At 68.7% G+C, this 15,255-nt stretch carries 15 protein-coding genes; 9 read left to right on the forward strand and 6 right to left on the reverse strand.

The genetic code is table 11. From position 1 onward, the window contains the following. Nucleotides 1-92: 92 nt before the first annotated feature. The gene (locus SOM10_RS15390; RefSeq protein ID WP_072590779.1) at nt 93-497 is read right to left on the reverse strand and encodes a VOC family protein; all 405 of its coding nucleotides are present in this window, start codon (nt 495-497) and stop codon (nt 93-95) included. A 33-nt stretch (nt 498-530) separates the two neighbouring features. Next, nucleotides 531-1,298, reverse strand: a complete 768-nt coding sequence (locus tag SOM10_RS15395; RefSeq protein WP_072590780.1) for a siderophore-interacting protein — start codon at nt 1,296-1,298, stop codon at nt 531-533. Between the two features lie 102 nt (nt 1,299-1,400). Between SOM10_RS15395 and SOM10_RS15400 the strand changes: the two genes are divergently transcribed. The 4 genes from SOM10_RS15400 to SOM10_RS15415 are packed head-to-tail and all read left to right on the forward strand — an operon-like array spanning nt 1,401 to nt 5,214. After that, entirely contained in the window at nt 1,401-2,393 is a 993-nt protein-coding gene (locus tag SOM10_RS15400; protein WP_285365127.1) for a siderophore ABC transporter substrate-binding protein, read from the forward strand. A gap of 52 nt (nt 2,394-2,445) precedes the next feature. Beyond that, complete coding sequence (locus SOM10_RS15405) at nt 2,446-3,444, forward strand: iron chelate uptake ABC transporter family permease subunit (protein ID WP_056277730.1); 999 nt, start codon at nt 2,446-2,448, stop codon at nt 3,442-3,444. Next, a complete protein-coding gene (locus SOM10_RS15410; protein ID WP_320490924.1) occupies nt 3,437-4,462 on the forward strand; it encodes an iron chelate uptake ABC transporter family permease subunit in 1,026 nt (341 codons plus the stop codon). Before SOM10_RS15405 ends, SOM10_RS15410 begins: the two co-directional genes overlap by 8 nt. Continuing rightward, nucleotides 4,459-5,214 (forward strand): ABC transporter ATP-binding protein, encoded by a 756-nt coding sequence (locus SOM10_RS15415; protein ID WP_285365125.1) that lies wholly within the window; start codon nt 4,459-4,461, stop codon nt 5,212-5,214. Before SOM10_RS15410 ends, SOM10_RS15415 begins: the two co-directional genes overlap by 4 nt. Before the next feature lie 3 nt (nt 5,215-5,217). Here the strand turns inward: SOM10_RS15415 and SOM10_RS15420 are convergent, their stop codons facing one another. The 3 genes from SOM10_RS15420 to SOM10_RS15430 are packed head-to-tail and all read right to left on the reverse strand — an operon-like array spanning nt 5,218 to nt 7,149. Beyond that, nucleotides 5,218-5,415, reverse strand: a complete 198-nt coding sequence (locus tag SOM10_RS15420; protein ID WP_053098832.1) for a hypothetical protein — start codon at nt 5,413-5,415, stop codon at nt 5,218-5,220. 38 nt (nt 5,416-5,453) lie between these two features. Further along, a complete protein-coding gene (locus SOM10_RS15425; protein ID WP_320490928.1) occupies nt 5,454-6,413 on the reverse strand; it encodes a DNA-3-methyladenine glycosylase 2 family protein in 960 nt (319 codons plus the stop codon). 34 nt (nt 6,414-6,447) lie between these two features. Next, a complete protein-coding gene (locus tag SOM10_RS15430; RefSeq protein WP_053098834.1) occupies nt 6,448-7,149 on the reverse strand; it encodes a winged helix-turn-helix domain-containing protein in 702 nt (233 codons plus the stop codon). A gap of 328 nt (nt 7,150-7,477) precedes the next feature. Here SOM10_RS15430 and SOM10_RS15435 point away from each other — a divergent pair, with 328 nt between their 5' ends. From SOM10_RS15435 to SOM10_RS15450, 4 genes are all read left to right on the forward strand, one after another. Further along, on the forward strand, nt 7,478-7,786 hold the full coding sequence (locus tag SOM10_RS15435) for a GNAT family N-acetyltransferase (protein ID WP_053099389.1): 309 nt from the start codon (nt 7,478-7,480) through the stop codon (nt 7,784-7,786). A 153-nt stretch (nt 7,787-7,939) separates the two neighbouring features. Next, the gene (locus SOM10_RS15440) at nt 7,940-9,385 is read left to right on the forward strand and encodes an MFS transporter (RefSeq protein ID WP_320490932.1); all 1,446 of its coding nucleotides are present in this window, start codon (nt 7,940-7,942) and stop codon (nt 9,383-9,385) included. A 109-nt stretch (nt 9,386-9,494) separates the two neighbouring features. Then, nucleotides 9,495-10,649, forward strand: a complete 1,155-nt coding sequence (locus tag SOM10_RS15445) for an exonuclease SbcCD subunit D (RefSeq protein WP_053098836.1) — start codon at nt 9,495-9,497, stop codon at nt 10,647-10,649. A gap of 51 nt (nt 10,650-10,700) precedes the next feature. Further along, the gene (locus SOM10_RS15450; RefSeq protein WP_320490934.1) at nt 10,701-13,697 is read left to right on the forward strand and encodes an SMC family ATPase; all 2,997 of its coding nucleotides are present in this window, start codon (nt 10,701-10,703) and stop codon (nt 13,695-13,697) included. Between the two features lie 26 nt (nt 13,698-13,723). Here the strand turns inward: SOM10_RS15450 and SOM10_RS15455 are convergent, their stop codons facing one another. Next, complete coding sequence (locus SOM10_RS15455; protein WP_056277071.1) at nt 13,724-14,281, reverse strand: nucleoside phosphorylase; 558 nt, start codon at nt 14,279-14,281, stop codon at nt 13,724-13,726. Nucleotides 14,282-14,393: 112 nt separating this feature from the next. Here SOM10_RS15455 and nadE point away from each other — a divergent pair, with 112 nt between their 5' ends. Then, on the forward strand, nt 14,394-15,212 hold the full coding sequence (nadE, locus tag SOM10_RS15460) for an ammonia-dependent NAD(+) synthetase (protein ID WP_053098839.1): 819 nt from the start codon (nt 14,394-14,396) through the stop codon (nt 15,210-15,212). Nucleotides 15,213-15,255 lie beyond the last annotated feature (43 nt).

Below are 15,255 nucleotides of genomic sequence, written 5' to 3' on the forward strand. Positions count from 1 at the left end.
GCTGTATACCGCCATCCCGAACAGTGGGAGGAACTCGTGTTCCGGCCTCGGTGTGCAGGAGAGCCGGGCTCACCCGCCGCAGAGCGCGCGCGTCACTGGGACTCGCGCGGCGGGTTGTGCATGAACTCGATCCGGATGCCGTCGGCATCCTCCACGAACGAGGCGTAGTAGCGCTCCGTGTATCGCGGATATTCCTTGGGCTCGCGCACGGCCGACCATCCCGCATCGCGCGCGACGGCGTGAAGGCGGTCGACCTCGTCTCGCGTCGACACCGAGAAAGCGATGTGCTGCCATCCCACGCGGCCGTGACGATGGGGCCCGGATTCCTCATCCCAGGCGTACAGGATGATCTCGGTCTCGTCGCCGTTGTGCCACGAGATCGAGTGGTCGTCCTCGCCGCCGCTCTGATAGCCGAGGGCCGTCAGCACGGGATGGAACTGCGCGCGACCGCGCTCCAGCTCGTTGACGGTGATGCCCAGGTGATCCAGAAGAGCCATGCGTCCAGTCTTCCAGTCGGCGCCCGGATCGCACTAGTGCGGAGCGTGGTACTCCGCTTCGCCCCGCTTCCAATAGCCCTTGACCACCGCGTTCGCGGAGTCGACGCCCCACCGGCTGAGCAGCGCGCGCCCGGGCTTCACGACCGACTGCTCGGCGGCGATGAACACGAACGGGTCGTCGCCGACCGAATCGTCGGCGGTCAGGCGGTTGAGGAATGCGATGAGGGCGGAGCCTTCGGCGGCGTCGCCACGGTGCAGCCATTCCACGTCGACCGGGGTGTCGATCTCGATCTCCCGGCCGACGGAGGCCGTCTCGATCACGATGCGGGCGGGCACCCCGGCGGGTATCGACGAGGCGAAGCGTCGGATCGCCGGGATGGCGGTCTCGTCTCCGACGAGAAGCCAGGATCCGGGGCTGCCGCTGAGCACGGCCGAACCGCGGGGGCCACCGACTCCGATCGATGCACCCAGCGGAGCGGTCGCGGCCCACGGGGCGCCGACCCCTGCGTCGCCGTGCACCGCGAACTCGACGTCGAGCCAGTCGTCGCCCCAGGCGAGAGGTGTGTACTCGCGACTCGGCGCCTCCCGCATCTGCTCGAGGGACTCCACGGGACCGGACGGGAAGAAGAGGCGCATGTGGTCGTCGGAGCCGGGAGAGTCGAAGCCCTCGAGGTCACTGCCACTGAGCCGGACACGCACGTAGCCAGGGGCCAGCCATTCCCGGGCGGTCAGCGTGACGGTGCGGAAGCGCAGATCGAGGCCGCGGCGCTCGATGGAGAAGCGGGATTTCGTATCGCTCATAAAGTAAGGCTAACCTATCTTGGAGGTGGAGTTAGGGCATCCTAAGTCCGCCGTTCCCGCGCCGTTTCCGCGCACTCATCACCGCAGAACAGGAGTCTCTCCATGTCCATGCCCAGAATCCTCACCGCCACGAGCGTCGGTCTCGTCGGCCTCCTCACCCTCGCCGGCTGCGCCTCCGGCTCCGACGCCGAGCCGCAGGGGACCGCAGCCGCAGCGGACTCGGTCACCGTCGAGGACAACAGCGGATCGCACGAGATCGCCACGCCCCCTGCATCCGTCGTCGCACTGGACAACCGCACGTTCCAGACCCTCTCCGACTGGGGAGTCGAGCTCTCGGCCGGCGCCGTCGCGCTCATGCCGGACACCGTGTCGTACCTCGACGACGAGTCGATCGTCGACATCGGCCTGCACAGCGAGCCCGACCTCGAGGCGATCGTCGCCGTCGAACCCGACCTCATCATCAGCGGCCAGCGATTCACCCAGCACAACGAGGCGATCGCCGAGCTCGTGCCGGACGCCACGATCATCGACCTCGAGCCGCGCGAGGGCGAGCCCTTCGACGAGGAGCTCAAGCGTCAGACCACCGTCCTCGGCGAGATCTTCGGCAAGCAGGACGAGGCGCAGGCGCTCGTCGACGATTTCGACGCGGCCGTCGAGCGGGCCAAGGCCGCATACGACGACGCCGACACCGTCATGGCGGTGAACACCTCCGGCGGCGAGATCGGGTACCTCGCGCCGACCGTCGGGCGCTCGCTCGGACCGATCTACGACATCCTCGGTCTGACGCCGGCGCTCGAGGTCGACGACGCCTCCGACGACCACCAGGGCGACGACATCTCCGTCGAGGCGATCGCCTCCTCCAACCCCGACTGGCTTCTCGTGCTCGACCGCGATGCGGTCTTCGCCGCCGAGACCCCCGACTACGTGCAGGCGTCCGAGATCCTCGAGAGCTCCGAGGCGCTCGCCGGCGTCACCGCCGTTGCCGACGAGCAGATCGTCTACATGCCCACGGACACCTACCTGAACGAGGGCATCCAGACGTACACCACGTTCCTCGAGGACCTCGCCGACGCGCTCGAGGCCGCGCAGAAGTAAGGCCGACCGGCGGCATCCGCTCCGAGCGGATGCCGCCGTCCGGCGTCGCATGATGACCCGCACCCACACCCGCACCGCATCCATCGAGTCGCCCCGTTCCGTCGGGCGGCTCTTCGACGTGAAGCTGCTCGTCGGCATCCTCGTCGTCGTCGCACTCCTCGTCGTGTCGCTCTTCACGGGCGTATACGACATCGCGGGGGCCGCGGACGGCGCGGAGATGTTCCAGATCACCCGCGTGCCGCGCACGATCGCTCTCGTCCTCGCGGGAGCCGCCATGGCGATGGCCGGGCTCGTGATGCAGCTCCTCACCCAGAACCGCTTCGTCGAACCCACGACCACCGGCACCACCGAGTGGGCAGGGCTCGGTCTGCTGACCGTCATGGTGCTGGTGCCGAACCCGTCGATCCCGTTGAGGATGACGGGCGCCATCATCGCCGCCTTCATCGGCACGATGGTCTTCTTCGCATTCCTGCGCCGCGTCTCCCTCCGGTCGTCGCTCATCGTCCCGATCGTCGGGATCATGCTCGGCGCCGTCGTCGGATCGGTGTCGACGTACTTCGCGCTCGTCACCGACTCGCTCCAGGCGATCGGCGTCTGGTTCGCCGGCAGCTTCACCTCGGTGCTCCGCGGGCAGTACGAGATGCTCTGGATCGTGGCGGTCGTCGGGGTCGTCGTCTTCATCGTGGCGGACCGCCTCACGATCGCCGGACTGGGGGAGGAGATCGCCACCAACGTCGGCGTCGACTACAACCGCGTGATCCTGCTCGGGACCGTGCTGATCGCCGTCACCACCGGAGTCGTCACGGTCGTCGTCGGCAACCTCCCGTTCCTCGGACTGATCGTGCCCAACATCGTCTCGATGGTCCGAGGAGACGACCTGCGCAGCAACCTGCCGTGGGTGTGTCTGCTGGGCATCGCGATCGTCACGGTCTGCGACATCATCGGCCGCACGATCATCATGCCGTTCGAGGTCCCGGTCTCGCTGATCCTCGGGATCGTCGGCGCGATCGTCTTCATCCTCCTGCTGCTGAGGCAGCGTCGTCGTGGCTAGCGCACTCGCGGTCGATGCCCGCACCTCCGGATCCTTCACATCCGCGCGTGCGCGCCGTCGCTACGCCCTGGTGCTGGGCGTCCTCATCGTCCTCTCCGCGGCCTTCGCCTTCGCCCTGCTCGCCTGGGACAACCCCATGCCGATCGGATCGCCTGGGTTCTGGCGCATCGCGAAGCTCCGCGTGACGAATGTGACCGTGATGGCAGTGGTCGCGGTGGCGCAGGCGATCGCGACCGTGAGCTTTCAGACGGTCACGAACAACCGCATCATCACGCCGTCGATCATGGGGTTCGAATCGCTCTATCGGGTGGTGCAGACGACTACGGTCTACCTGTTCGGCGTCGCAGGGCTCGTCGCGATCCAGGGCGTCTGGCAGTTCGGCCTGCAGGTCGTCATCATGGTGGGGCTCGCGATGGCGCTCTACGGATGGCTGCTGTCGGGGCGCTACGGAAACCTCCAGATCATGCTCCTGATCGGGATCATCATCGGCGGCGGACTCGGGGCGATCTCGACCTTCATGCAGCGGCTGCTCACACCGAGCGAGTTCGACGTGCTGGCGGCTCGCCTCTTCGGCAACGTCTCCAACGCGGACGCGTCCTACCTGCCGCTCGCGATCCCGCTGTGCATCGCCGCGTCCGCGCTGCTGTGGCTGCGGGCGCGGCGGCTGAATCTCCTCGCGCTCGGACCCGACGTGTCGCGCTCGCTCGGACTCGACCACAAGCGCGAGCTCTATGCCGTGCTCTTCCTCGTCGCCGTGCTGATGGCGACCTCCACCGCGCTGGTGGGCCCGATGACGTTCCTCGGCTTCCTCGTCGCGACCCTCGCGTACCAGTTCGCCGATACATACGACCACCGGCTCATCTTCCCGGTGGCGGTGCTCACCGCCTTCACGATCCTCGCCGGGGCGTACTTCGTCATGAAGAACGTCTTCTACGCGCAGGGCATGGTGTCGATCCTCATCGAACTCGTCGGAGGAACCGTGTTCCTCGTCGTCATCCTCAGAAAGGGCAGGCTGTGATCACACTCGACGGCGTCCGCCGCGACTACAGCGACCAGGTCGCGATCGGCCCTGTGGACCTCCGGATCCCCTCCGGCGGCATCACGGCACTGATCGGTCCGAACGGCGCGGGAAAGTCGACTCTGCTGACGATGATCGGCCGGCTCGGCGGCATGGACGCCGGAGCGATCGAGATCGCCGGATACGACGTGGCGACCACGAAGTCGAAGGATCTCGCCAAGATCGTCTCGGTGCTGCGGCAGGAGAACCACTTCGTCACCCGTCTCACCGTGCGCCAGCTGGTGGGCTTCGGGCGCTTCCCGCATTCGAAGGGCCGGCTGACGCGCGCCGACGAGGAGCTCATCAGCAGAGCGATCGACTTCCTCGATCTCGGGGACCTCGAAGGTCGATACCTGGACGAGCTCTCCGGCGGCCAGCGACAGCGAGCCTACGTCGCCATGGTCCTGGCGCAGGACACGGAGTTCGTGCTGCTCGACGAGCCACTCAACAACCTCGACATGAAGCACGCCGTGCAGATGATGAAGCACCTGCGCCGGGCGTCGGAGGAGCTGGGGCGCACGATCGTCATCGTGCTGCATGACATCAACTTCGCGGGGCACTACGCCGACCACATCTGCGCCATGAAGGACGGAGCCGTCATCGAGTTCGGGGCGCCCGCCGAGATCATGACCGGCGACGTGCTCACCCGGGTGTTCGATACGCCCGTGCGGGTGGTCGAGGGGCCGTCCGGTCCGTTGGCGGTCTACTACTGACGCTCAGAGCTCGACGCCGTGGTCCTCGTCGTTGACGCCGGTGTTGTGGCCGCGCCGGGACTCGTAGCCGATGAACCAGCCGAGCCAGACGATCGCGGCGAGCAGGATGCCGAGCCAGACGTTCTGGAAGATCAGGCCGATCACGACACCGACGATGAGCAGCCCTGCCGTGACGGAGAAGCGAAGTGCGTTGCGGGACATGGCCTCAGCCTAGGGGCGATCCGCGCCGTGCGGCAGGGTCAGCGACTCCGATGATCTTCGGGGGAGAGCCGCGGCCCACGACGGGGTTCGCTCACCCTGCTCGCGAAGATGAGGCGGATCACTCGCTGCCGGTGGCCGGCCCACGGGGCGAGCAGCTCGAGCATCCCGCCGTCATCCGTGCGGTGGCCCGTGAGGGCATAGCCGACCTGATGAGCCAGGTGGTAGTCCCCGACGCTCACGGCGTCAGGATCGCCGAGGGCTCTGATGCGCGTCTCGGCCGAGGTCCAGATGCCGACGCCGGGCAAGCTCGTCAGCACGCGATCGCGCTCCTCGCCGGTGGGGGCGGCCAGAAGTGCGCGCGAGACGCTCTCAGCGCGCTCGGCGGCTCGCACGACGGTCTTCGACTGCGGCGGCTGCACCGCGACCCGGTGCCAGTCCCACGACGGGATGCGGCGCCACTGCGCGGCGGTGGGGGCGGTGTACATCGGCCTCGGGGTGGGACCGGGTGCGCGCTCGCCGAACTTCGTGACGAGCTGTCTCCATGCGCGGAACGCCTCGAGGCCGGTCACCTTCTGCTCGATGATCGCGCACGCGAGAGCGTCGAACACGACGCCCGTGCGAGCCAGGCGGATGCCGACCGACCGGCGTGCGACGTCGGCGATCAGCGGATGATGGGAGGGATCGAAGCCGGTGGGGTCGTCGTTCGCGCCGCACAGCTCCGGGACGCTGTCGAGCGCGTGCTCCGCTCCGTCGCCCCACGCCGTGGCGATGATCTCGTCGCCGCGGGCGCGCAGCGCGAGTGCGGCAGGACCGAGCGGCGTTCGCAGCGTGCGCCAGATCACCGGGCCGTCGAACACCATGGTCGGGTCGCCGGGCCCCCGTCGCAGCATGCCCACCGTCGCGCGGAGATCGACGGCTGCGGCCGGCCGATACACGGTCTCGCGCGGCGCGCCGCGGGAGGCCGCATCGGCGGCTCCGGCATCCGCGGTCAGGGTCATGCGCCCACCATACGTGGCGGGGCTGACACTCGGATCAGAAGCGGTCGGGCGAGGGCGTTCCGTGGCCGTAGCGGATGACGACGTCGGCGTGCCGGTCGAAGCGGTAGCCGATGCCGCGCACGGTGCGGACGATGTCCTCGTAGCGGCCGAGCTTCGCGCGCAGACGCCGCACGTGCACGTCGATCGTGCGCTCGCCGGGAGTCTCGTCGTCCTGCGCCTGCCAGAGCGCGGAGACCAGCTCGCTGCGCTCGATCGTCCGTCCTTCACGGAGCACGAGGTACTGCAGCAGCTCGAACTCCTTGTAGGTGAACGCCGCGGACTCGCCGTCGATCAGCACGCGCTTGCGCGAGATGTCGACCACGACGCCGCCTTCTTCGTCGGTCGCCTCCTCTTCGGCAGCGGCCTTGGTGCGTGCGATCGCACCCGGCTCGTGCAGTGCGAGACGGACGACGTCGAGGTCGCGGCCGCCGGAGCCGTGCGGGGCCAGGGCGACGGTGGCGTGCGTCTCGGCACCCGGTGCGAGCTCGGCGAGGGTGCGGCGCAGAGCGTCGACCAGGAGCGGGAGGCTGACGCCGGCTTCGGCCGCCTTGATCTCGTCGAGACCGACGTAGAGGGCGAATCCTCGCGGCGAGCGGACGGCGGGAAGATCTGCATCGAGCGGTGCGGCGGGCTCCGACGAGACGGTGCGGACGGCGGTGGCGGCGGCGGGACGCTCGAGAAGTGCGATGTTCGACATGATGATGTAGTCCTCAGGACGTGAGCCGGAAGAAGGCTCTGATGCGTTGCATGAATGACCGGGCGAGCCGGGAAGCGAGCACGGGGTGGGTGCTCGGAGACCAGTCCTCGCAGATCGCGAGAAGTCAGGTCAGACGGAGTGGCTGTTCGTTCAGCGACACATTCGGCAACACATGTCAACGCGACCGGGCATCATCATCCCGGCAGTCCTGTTCGCCTCCTGGGCGGACAAAGGGCTTGCGTTGGTAGTCATGGGGGGATTATGTCGGAAGAAGTCCGCGCGTGTCAAAACGGCCGCCGGCCGGGGAGCGAGGCGTAACGTGGAGAAGGTGACCACTTCGACCCTCGCTGCCGGCTTCATCCTCACTGATGAGAAGGACGCCTCGCGGTACACGCTGACGCGCGACGGGCAGCTCGTCAGCGTGCTCGACTATCGCGACGACGGGAACACGATCGCCCTGACGCGAGCCTTCACCATCCCGACTTTCCGCGGCCACGGCTACGCGGGCGTCGTCGTGGAGGGAGCGGTCGCCGAGATCGAGGAGCGCGGAGATCGCAAGGTCGACGCCGTGTGCTGGTATGTCGCCGACTGGTTCCAGGCGCATCCCGAGCACGCGTCCCTGCTGCGCTCGCGCTGACGCATCGACGTGTGACGCTGTGTTACGCGGCGTCATTCCTCCGGTAATATGGATGCTCTGCTCAGCCCCGTCGGCTGAGGTGGTCAGGCGCTGACGCGCGCTGGTCCGAGGCTCGAAACCTCCGGCATCGTCCCCGACACCGGAGGTTCTTCCATGTCATCGTCCCTGCGCGCCCGCCCCCAGACACGGTGGTGGGCGCTCGTCGTCATCTCCCTCACGCAGCTGATCGTCGTCCTCGACGGCACCATCGTCAGCATCGCCCTGCCGCAGGCGCAGGCATCGCTCGGTCTGAGCGACGGCCAGCGTCAGTGGGTGGTCACGGCCTACGCCCTCGCCTTCGGCGCGCTGCTTCTGCTCGGAGGACGCATCGCCGACTACCTCGGTCGCAAGCGCACCTTCATGATCGGGATGGTGGGCTTCGGCGCGGCGTCCCTGTTCGGCGGCCTCGCGCAGTCCGGCTGGGAGCTGATCCTCGCGCGCGGCCTCCAGGGGGTCTTCGCCGCGCTCCTCGCTCCCGCCGCCCTCGCTCTCCTCACCGTGACCTTCCCCTCCGGGAAGGAGCGCAACACGGCGTTCGCCGTCTTCGGGACGGTCGCAGGAACAGGAGCGGCCGTCGGTCTGCTCCTGGGCGGATTCCTCACCGAGTTCACCGATTGGCGCTGGTGCCTGCTCGTCAACCTGTTCTTCGTCGCGATCGGACTGATCGGCGGAGCGCTCTTCCTGACGGAGAGCAAGGCGGACGGCGACAACCGCTACGACGTCTGGGGCGCGATCACCGTGACCCTCGGTCTCGGCTCCCTCGTCTACGGGTTCAGCCTCGCCGAGAACGGCTGGGGCGACCCGCTCACCATCACCTTCCTCGTGCTCGGAGTCGTGCTGCTCGCCGCGTTCGTCTGGGTCGAGAGCCGCGTGGCCCAGCCGCTCCTGCCGCTGCGGGTCGTCGCGGACCGGGTCAGGGGTGGTGCGTTCCTGATCCAGGGCGTGGCCGGAGCGATCATGATCGGCGCGACGCTCTACCTGACCTTCCACCTGCAGTTCGTGCTCGGGATGGGCGCGCTTCAGGCGGGCGCGGCGACCCTGCCGCTGCCGATCGCCACGATGATCATCGCCCCGATCGCGACCAAGCTGCTCGGAGTGATCGGACCGCGGCCGATGATGATCGTCGGACCGCTCATCGCCGCGGCGGGTCTGTTCCTGTTGTCGGGCATCACCCCGGACGGCGCCTACCTGGTGCAGATCGCCCCGGCACTCCTGCTGCTCGGCGTCGGCATGGGCTTCGTCTTCATCCCGCTGCAGAACCTCGCTCTCACCGGAGTGGCTCCGCACGACGCGGGCATCGCGTCGGCAGTCGCCAACTCGGCCATGCAGATCGGCGGATCGATCGGCCTGTCGGTGTTCACAGCCGTGTACGCCGCGTCGGTCGGAGGGCACGCCCAGGCGGATCTCGACCCCGGGCAGCTGACCGACGCTTACGGCTGGGTCTTCATCGTCGCGTCGATCCTCATGCTCGTCGCCGCCGTGATCGCCGCGGTGATGGTGCGGGGCACGAAGGACGAGCTGATGCCGGCGCAGCCGGGACTGGCCGTCGCTGCGCACTGACGTCGTCGTGGCGTCCTCTCTCGGCCGGATCGCGGAGATCTCGATGCGGGGAACGGGCGCCACGGCACGCCTCGGACCGAATGTCGGTGGGGGTTCGTAGCGTGTGAGTATGCGAATCCTGCACACCTCCGACTGGCACATCGGCCGCACCTTCCATGGCAACTCGACCATGGACGCGCTGGCCGAGGTGCTCGGGGCGCTCACGGCGCAGGTTCGCGACCACGCGGTCGACGTCGTCATCGTCGCCGGCGACGTTTTCGACTCGGCGACCCCCGCCGGCCCCGCGTACACGCTTCTCGGTGACGCTCTCGTGGCGCTGCACGAGACGGGGGCCCGTGTGATCGTCACGAGCGGCAACCACGACTCCGCCGCGCGGCTGGGGTTCCAGGCGCGACTGCTGCGTGACGGCATCCATGTGCTGACCGACCCCCTCGCGATCGGCACTCCGGTGACACTGACAGACGCCGACGGCCCCGTGCACTTCTTCGGCATCCCCTACCTCGAGCCCGCCATCGTCCGACAGCACTGGAACGGGGCCGAACTGCGCACGCAGGCGCAGACGCTGGCGCACGCCATGGACCTCGTACGGGTCGGTATGAATGAACACCCCGGCCGGTCCGTTGCGATCGCCCACTGCTTCTCCGCCGGGGTCGACGCCACGGTGGGCCTCGAGCGCGAGGTCCGGCAGGGCGGTCTCGACGTCGTGCCGCTGACCGTGTTCGACGGTCCCGACTACGTCGCCCTCGGTCACATCCACGGGCGCCAGCAGATCAGCGAGCGCGTGCGCTACTCGGGCGCCCCCCTGCATTACAGCTTCGGCGAGCAGAACAAGCCGCGCGGGTCCTGGCTGGTCGAGCTCGACGCGACCGGACTGGCATCGGTCGAGTGGCTCGAGCTCCCCGTGCCTCGCCGTCTCGTCACGCTCACGGGCACCCTCGAGGAGATCCTGTCGACCGAGAACGTCGCCGCTCACGCGGAGGACTGGGTCTGCGCGGTCTACACCGACGCGCTCGCCCAGACAGAGCCGATGCGCCGACTCCGTGAGCGGTATCCGCACTGCGCGATGGTGCAGCATCAGCCGTCCCAGACCTCCGAGACGATCGAGCGGTCGTACGTCGAGAGGTTGCAGGGTGCCGTGACCGATCCTGAACGGATCGAGGCCTTCCTCGAGCACGTCCGCTCAGGGCACGGGGCGACCGAGCGCGAGGCCGAGCTGATCCGCGAGGTGCTCGATGACCGCGTTCGTGCAGAAGCCCTCGTCTAGTCCGGTGGCCGCTCGACGCGAAGACTCTCCGACAGCGAAGGAGGCGCTCTGATGCAGCTGCACCTCCTCGAGGTCGAGGGCTTCGGGCCGTTCCGCGATCGTCAGGTCGTCGACTTCGACGCCTTCGCAGACGACGGCATCTTCCTGATCGCCGGTCGCACGGGAGCAGGCAAATCCAGCATCCTCGATGCGGTCTGCTTCGCTCTCTACGGTGGCGTGCCACGGTACGAGGGCGGCGAGAAGCGACTGCGCAGCGACCACTGCGAGCCCGACGACGTCACCGAGGTCGTCGTCGAGTTCAGCACTCCGGCAGGCCGATACCGGGTCACACGTTCGCCCGAGTACGAGCGGCCCAAGAAGCGTGGCGGTGGGATGACGGTGCAGTCGGCAGCCGTGCAGCTCGACACGCTGGTCGGCGGCGAGTGGATCGGACTCGCTGCGAAGGAGCGCGAGGCAGCCTACGAACTCGACGAGATCCTGCAGCTCAGCCGTGAGCAGTTCCTGCAGGTGATCCTGCTCGCGCAGAACCGCTTCTCGGAGTTCCTGCTCGCCGGCAGCCGTGAGCGGCAGGCACTGCTGCGGCGGCTGTTCGGCACCGAGCGGTTCGAGGACGTGCAGACACGTTTCGACGAGCGACGCAAGGCGGCGGAGCGGTCGCTCGGAGCCCGTCTCGCCACCGTGTCAGTCCGCCTCGACGAAGGCGAGCGACTGGTCGACAACGCCGACCTCGGGCATGACACCGACGCGCAGGGAGGCGACACCGCTTCGAGTGAGGCGGAGTCCCTCGTGATGACGACGGACGAGCGTCTCGACCGTCTGCGTCGCGCTCAGGCTCGAGCGGACTACCGCGCCGAGCGTCGCGCGGCGGAGCGTGTCGACGCCGAGAAGGAGTCGGATGCCGCGGATGCGGCGCTCGCGACGCTGCGAGACGAGCAGAGGGCGCAGATCGAGCGCGATCGTGCCAGGGCAGCGCTCGATCGTCTCGAGGCCGAGGAGCCTCGGATCGCGGACGCGCGGACGGAACTGCACGAGGCTCGGACTGCGGAGCTTCTTCGGGGCCCGATCACGGCCGCGGCGACGGCGTCTTCTGCGCTCGATGCTTCGGTCGAAGCCGAGAAGCGCGCACGCGCCGTGTGGGCGGCTCACGACATCGTCACGGACGATCTCGCGGAATGGGCGGCTGAACGCACCAGGCAGACGGGCACGTGGCAGCGGGCGGCGGAACTGGAGGGTTCCGCGTCCGCTCTCGACGCCGAACTCACCGCAGCCGCGGATGCCGTGGCGGCGGCGACCGCGCGCATCGAGGCGGCGGAGGCCGATCGCGTCGCTCTTCCGGGACAGCTCGAACAGCTCACTCTCGACCGTGACGCGGCGAGGCAGCGTGCCGATCGCGTCGCGGATCTGGCTGCAGCGCGAGATGCTGCCGCCGTGCGGCATGCCGCCGCGCTCGAGGCGGAACGCCTCCGTGTCGCGCACGCCGGAGCGGAGCGCGAGCTCGCTGAGGCCAGCGTCGCGCTCGCCGCGGCCCAGACGGCGCTGGCTCAGCTCAGACAGCGCCGCCTCGACGGCATCGCGGGAGAGCTGGCGGCTTCCCTGCAGGACGACGAAGCGTGTCCGGTATGCGGATCCCCCGAGCATCCCGCTCCCGCCGTGCACACGGATCCGGTGTCCGCCGACGACGTCGACGAAGCCGAGACCGAGCGCGACATCATCGCCGGGCGTGAGCGTGACGCCGCCGAGCACGTGTCCTCGCTGCGTGCGGATCTCGCCGCCGCAGTCACCCGGGCCGACGGCCGAGCAGCCGATGAGGCTGCCACAGAGTTGCACGACGCGACCGCCGCACACGCGGAGAGCATCGAGGCCTCGCACGAGCGGACGAGGCTCGAACAGCGGCGCGACGCCCTGATCGAACGCATCCGGCGGCTCGAGATCGATCGCGAACGTGACACCGCCGCGCTGGCCGCAGCCCGCGAGGAGCACTCGCTCGTGGCTCAGCGCATGGCCGAGGCGCGTCAGGCGATCGCCGACGCGAAAGGACCGTTCGACTCCGTGGCAGCGCGGCTCGCTGCGACGCTCGATGAAGTTCAGGCTGCTCTCGCGCTGGTCGAGGCGTCGGCCGAACGTGAGCGCAGAGCAGAGGCGGCGACCGCGGCGATGCTCGAGCGGGACGCCGCACTCGCCGCGTCCGAGTTTCCCGACGTGGCCGCTGTCGAGCGGGCGCTGCGCTCCGCCGCTTCCCAGGCGGCGCTCGAGAGCCGGATCACGCAGCATGCCGTGCTCAGAGAGAAGGAGCGCGCGATCCTCCTCGACCTCGAACTGCGCACGCTGCCCGAGGAGCCGATCGATCTCGATCCCGCCGAGCTGAGGTCCCTCGCCGCTCGGCAGCGCTGGTCGGCAGCGGTCGACGAAGCCGGGCGAGCTGCCGCCGTGGCGGAGCAGCTCGCGGCACTCATCGAGGCCGCCGCCGCCGAGCACGCGCGCACCGCGGAGGACGCCGCCGAGTACGAAGTCCTGCAGAACCTGGCCGACACCATCGCCGGGCGCGGTGCGAACACGCGCAAGATGACCCTCGAGACGTTCGTGCTGGCCGCAGAGCTCGAGGAGATCGTCGAGGCGGCCAATCGACGCCTCGGTGACATGTCGACCGGGCGCTACCAACTGCGTCACTCCGACGCGCTCGCCGCGCGCGGCGCGGCATCCGGGCTCGGGATCGTCGTGTTCGACGCATTCACCGGCCAGACGAGGCCAGCGCAGTCCCTGTCAGGCGGCGAGACGTTCCTTAGTTCGCTCGCCCTCGCTCTCGGACTCGCCGAGGTGGTCACGGCGCGAGCCGGCGGCATCCGTCTCGACACCCTCTTCATCGACGAGGGGTTCGGATCCCTCGACGGCGACACGCTCGACGTCGCTATGCGCACCCTCGACGAGCTCCGACAGGGCGGTCGCACCGTCGGGGTGATCAGCCACGTCGAAGCGATGCAGGAGCAGATCCCCGCGCAGCTCTCCGTACGCGCGACGCCGAACGGGCCGAGCGTCATCGAGACGCGCTGAGACCCCGCACCGACGCGGTGCCCGTCTCAGACGCCGTACTCCCGACGGATCACCTCGCGCAGCTGCACGCTGCAGCGGGCGATCGCCTCGCGGAAGTCGACGAGCGCACCGTCCTCGGCTCGATCGGAGATCGCTCGGAAAGCACGGATCGGCACCCCGAACTTCTCGGCGACCCAGATGTACGCATAGGTCTCCATGTCGACCAGTCCCGCACCGGACGGCCGGATGACGGCCGTGATCCCCGCATCGCCGACGAAGCTGTCTCCGGTCGCGATCAGCACACCCTCGCGGCCCGTCGACACGCGCGCCGGCAGGGATACGTGCTGCCCTGCGACACCGTCGAGGTCGAACACGTCATGCTGCAGCGCGCTGCCGATCTCGTGGACCGTCGCCTCGAGTTCAGGGTCGATCCCACCGGCGGTGCCGACGACCACGACCTCGGAGTACTCCTTGGCGTCGAGCGCACGGGTCAGGGCGTAGACGGCCTGCATCTTGCCCTCGCCGGTCACGAGCTGGTCGAATCCCTCGAGCTCCTCCGGGAACGCTGCGAGTTCGGAGGCCATGGCTGCGACGAGAAGTTTCACTCCGCCATCCTCTCAGGTGCATCGGCCGCCGCGGAGTCACGCGCGTGCGATCCACGTCATCTCGATGTAACACTGGAGGAGGATACTGACGTCGGGTAGACCGGAGGAACACATGACCCTGCAGCAGCAGATCTCTGAAGCGCTCGGCGTGAGGGCCGAGATCGACCCCGAGATCGAGGTGGAGCGCCGCGTGCAGTTCCTCGTCGACTACCTGCGCACCACCGGCGCGAAAGGTTTCGTGCTCGGCATCTCGGGCGGTCAGGACTCGACACTCGCCGGTCGTCTGGCGCAGCTCGCCGTCGAGCGGGTGCGAGCAGAGGGCGGGGAGGCGAAGTTCCTCGCCGTCCGGCTGCCGTACCGCATCCAGAAGGACGCGGCGGATGCCCAGGCAGCACTCGAGTTCATCGAGCCGGATGCGTCGGTCGAGGTGAACATCCAGAACGGCGTCGACGGCGTCGAGGAGGACATCGAGTTCGCCGTCACGAGCGACATCAGCGACTTCAATCGCGGCAACATCAAGGCGCGAGTGCGCATGGTGACGCAGTACGCGCTGGCCGGCCACGACGGTCTGCTCGTGATCGGCACCGACCACGCGGCTGAGGCCGTGACGGGCTTCTACACGAAGTTCGGCGACGGGGCCGCCGACATACTCCCGCTCTCCGGACTCACCAAGAGGCAGGGGCGTTCGCTTCTCCTGCTCCTCGACGCTCCCGACCAGCTCGCCTACAAGGTGCCCACCGCCGATCTGCTCGACGGTCAGCCCGGTCGCGCCGATGAGGACGAGCTCGGACTCACCTACGAGCAGATCGACGACTTCCTCGAAGGGCGCCAGGTCGACCCGGAGGTCGCCGGGCGCATCGAGTCGCGCTATCTCGCCACCCAGCACAAGCGCAACCTGCCGGTCACGCCCGACGACTCCTGGTGGCGCTGAGCGGCCCATCGTGATCCCGTGTCGGATGCCGCGGCTAGTGTCG

It is taken from the genome of Microbacterium sp. CFBP9023, assembly GCF_034045055.1.
Lineage (GTDB): Bacteria > Actinomycetota > Actinomycetes > Actinomycetales > Microbacteriaceae > Microbacterium.

Excerpts from the sequence above, each read along its gene's own strand:
- SOM10_RS15425 (WP_320490928.1), bottom strand. The coding sequence starts at position 6,413 with ATGACCCTGACCGCGGATGCCGGAGCCGCCGATGCGGCCTCCCGCGGC.
- SOM10_RS15400 (WP_285365127.1), top strand. The coding sequence starts at position 1,401 with ATGTCCATGCCCAGAATCCTCACCGCCACGAGCGTCGGTCTCGTCGGC.
- SOM10_RS15390 (WP_072590779.1), bottom strand. The coding sequence starts at position 497 with ATGGCTCTTCTGGATCACCTGGGCATCACCGTCAACGAGCTGGAGCGC.
- SOM10_RS15445 (WP_053098836.1), top strand. The coding sequence starts at position 9,495 with ATGCGAATCCTGCACACCTCCGACTGGCACATCGGCCGCACCTTCCAT.
- SOM10_RS15440 (WP_320490932.1), top strand. The coding sequence starts at position 7,940 with ATGTCATCGTCCCTGCGCGCCCGCCCCCAGACACGGTGGTGGGCGCTC.
- SOM10_RS15450 (WP_320490934.1), top strand. The coding sequence starts at position 10,701 with ATGCAGCTGCACCTCCTCGAGGTCGAGGGCTTCGGGCCGTTCCGCGAT.
- SOM10_RS15430 (WP_053098834.1), bottom strand. The coding sequence starts at position 7,149 with ATGTCGAACATCGCACTTCTCGAGCGTCCCGCCGCCGCCACCGCCGTC.
- nadE (WP_053098839.1), top strand. The coding sequence starts at position 14,394 with ATGACCCTGCAGCAGCAGATCTCTGAAGCGCTCGGCGTGAGGGCCGAG.
- SOM10_RS15420 (WP_053098832.1), bottom strand. The coding sequence starts at position 5,415 with ATGTCCCGCAACGCACTTCGCTTCTCCGTCACGGCAGGGCTGCTCATC.
- SOM10_RS15405 (WP_056277730.1), top strand. The coding sequence starts at position 2,446 with ATGACCCGCACCCACACCCGCACCGCATCCATCGAGTCGCCCCGTTCC.
- SOM10_RS15395 (WP_072590780.1), bottom strand. The coding sequence starts at position 1,298 with ATGAGCGATACGAAATCCCGCTTCTCCATCGAGCGCCGCGGCCTCGAT.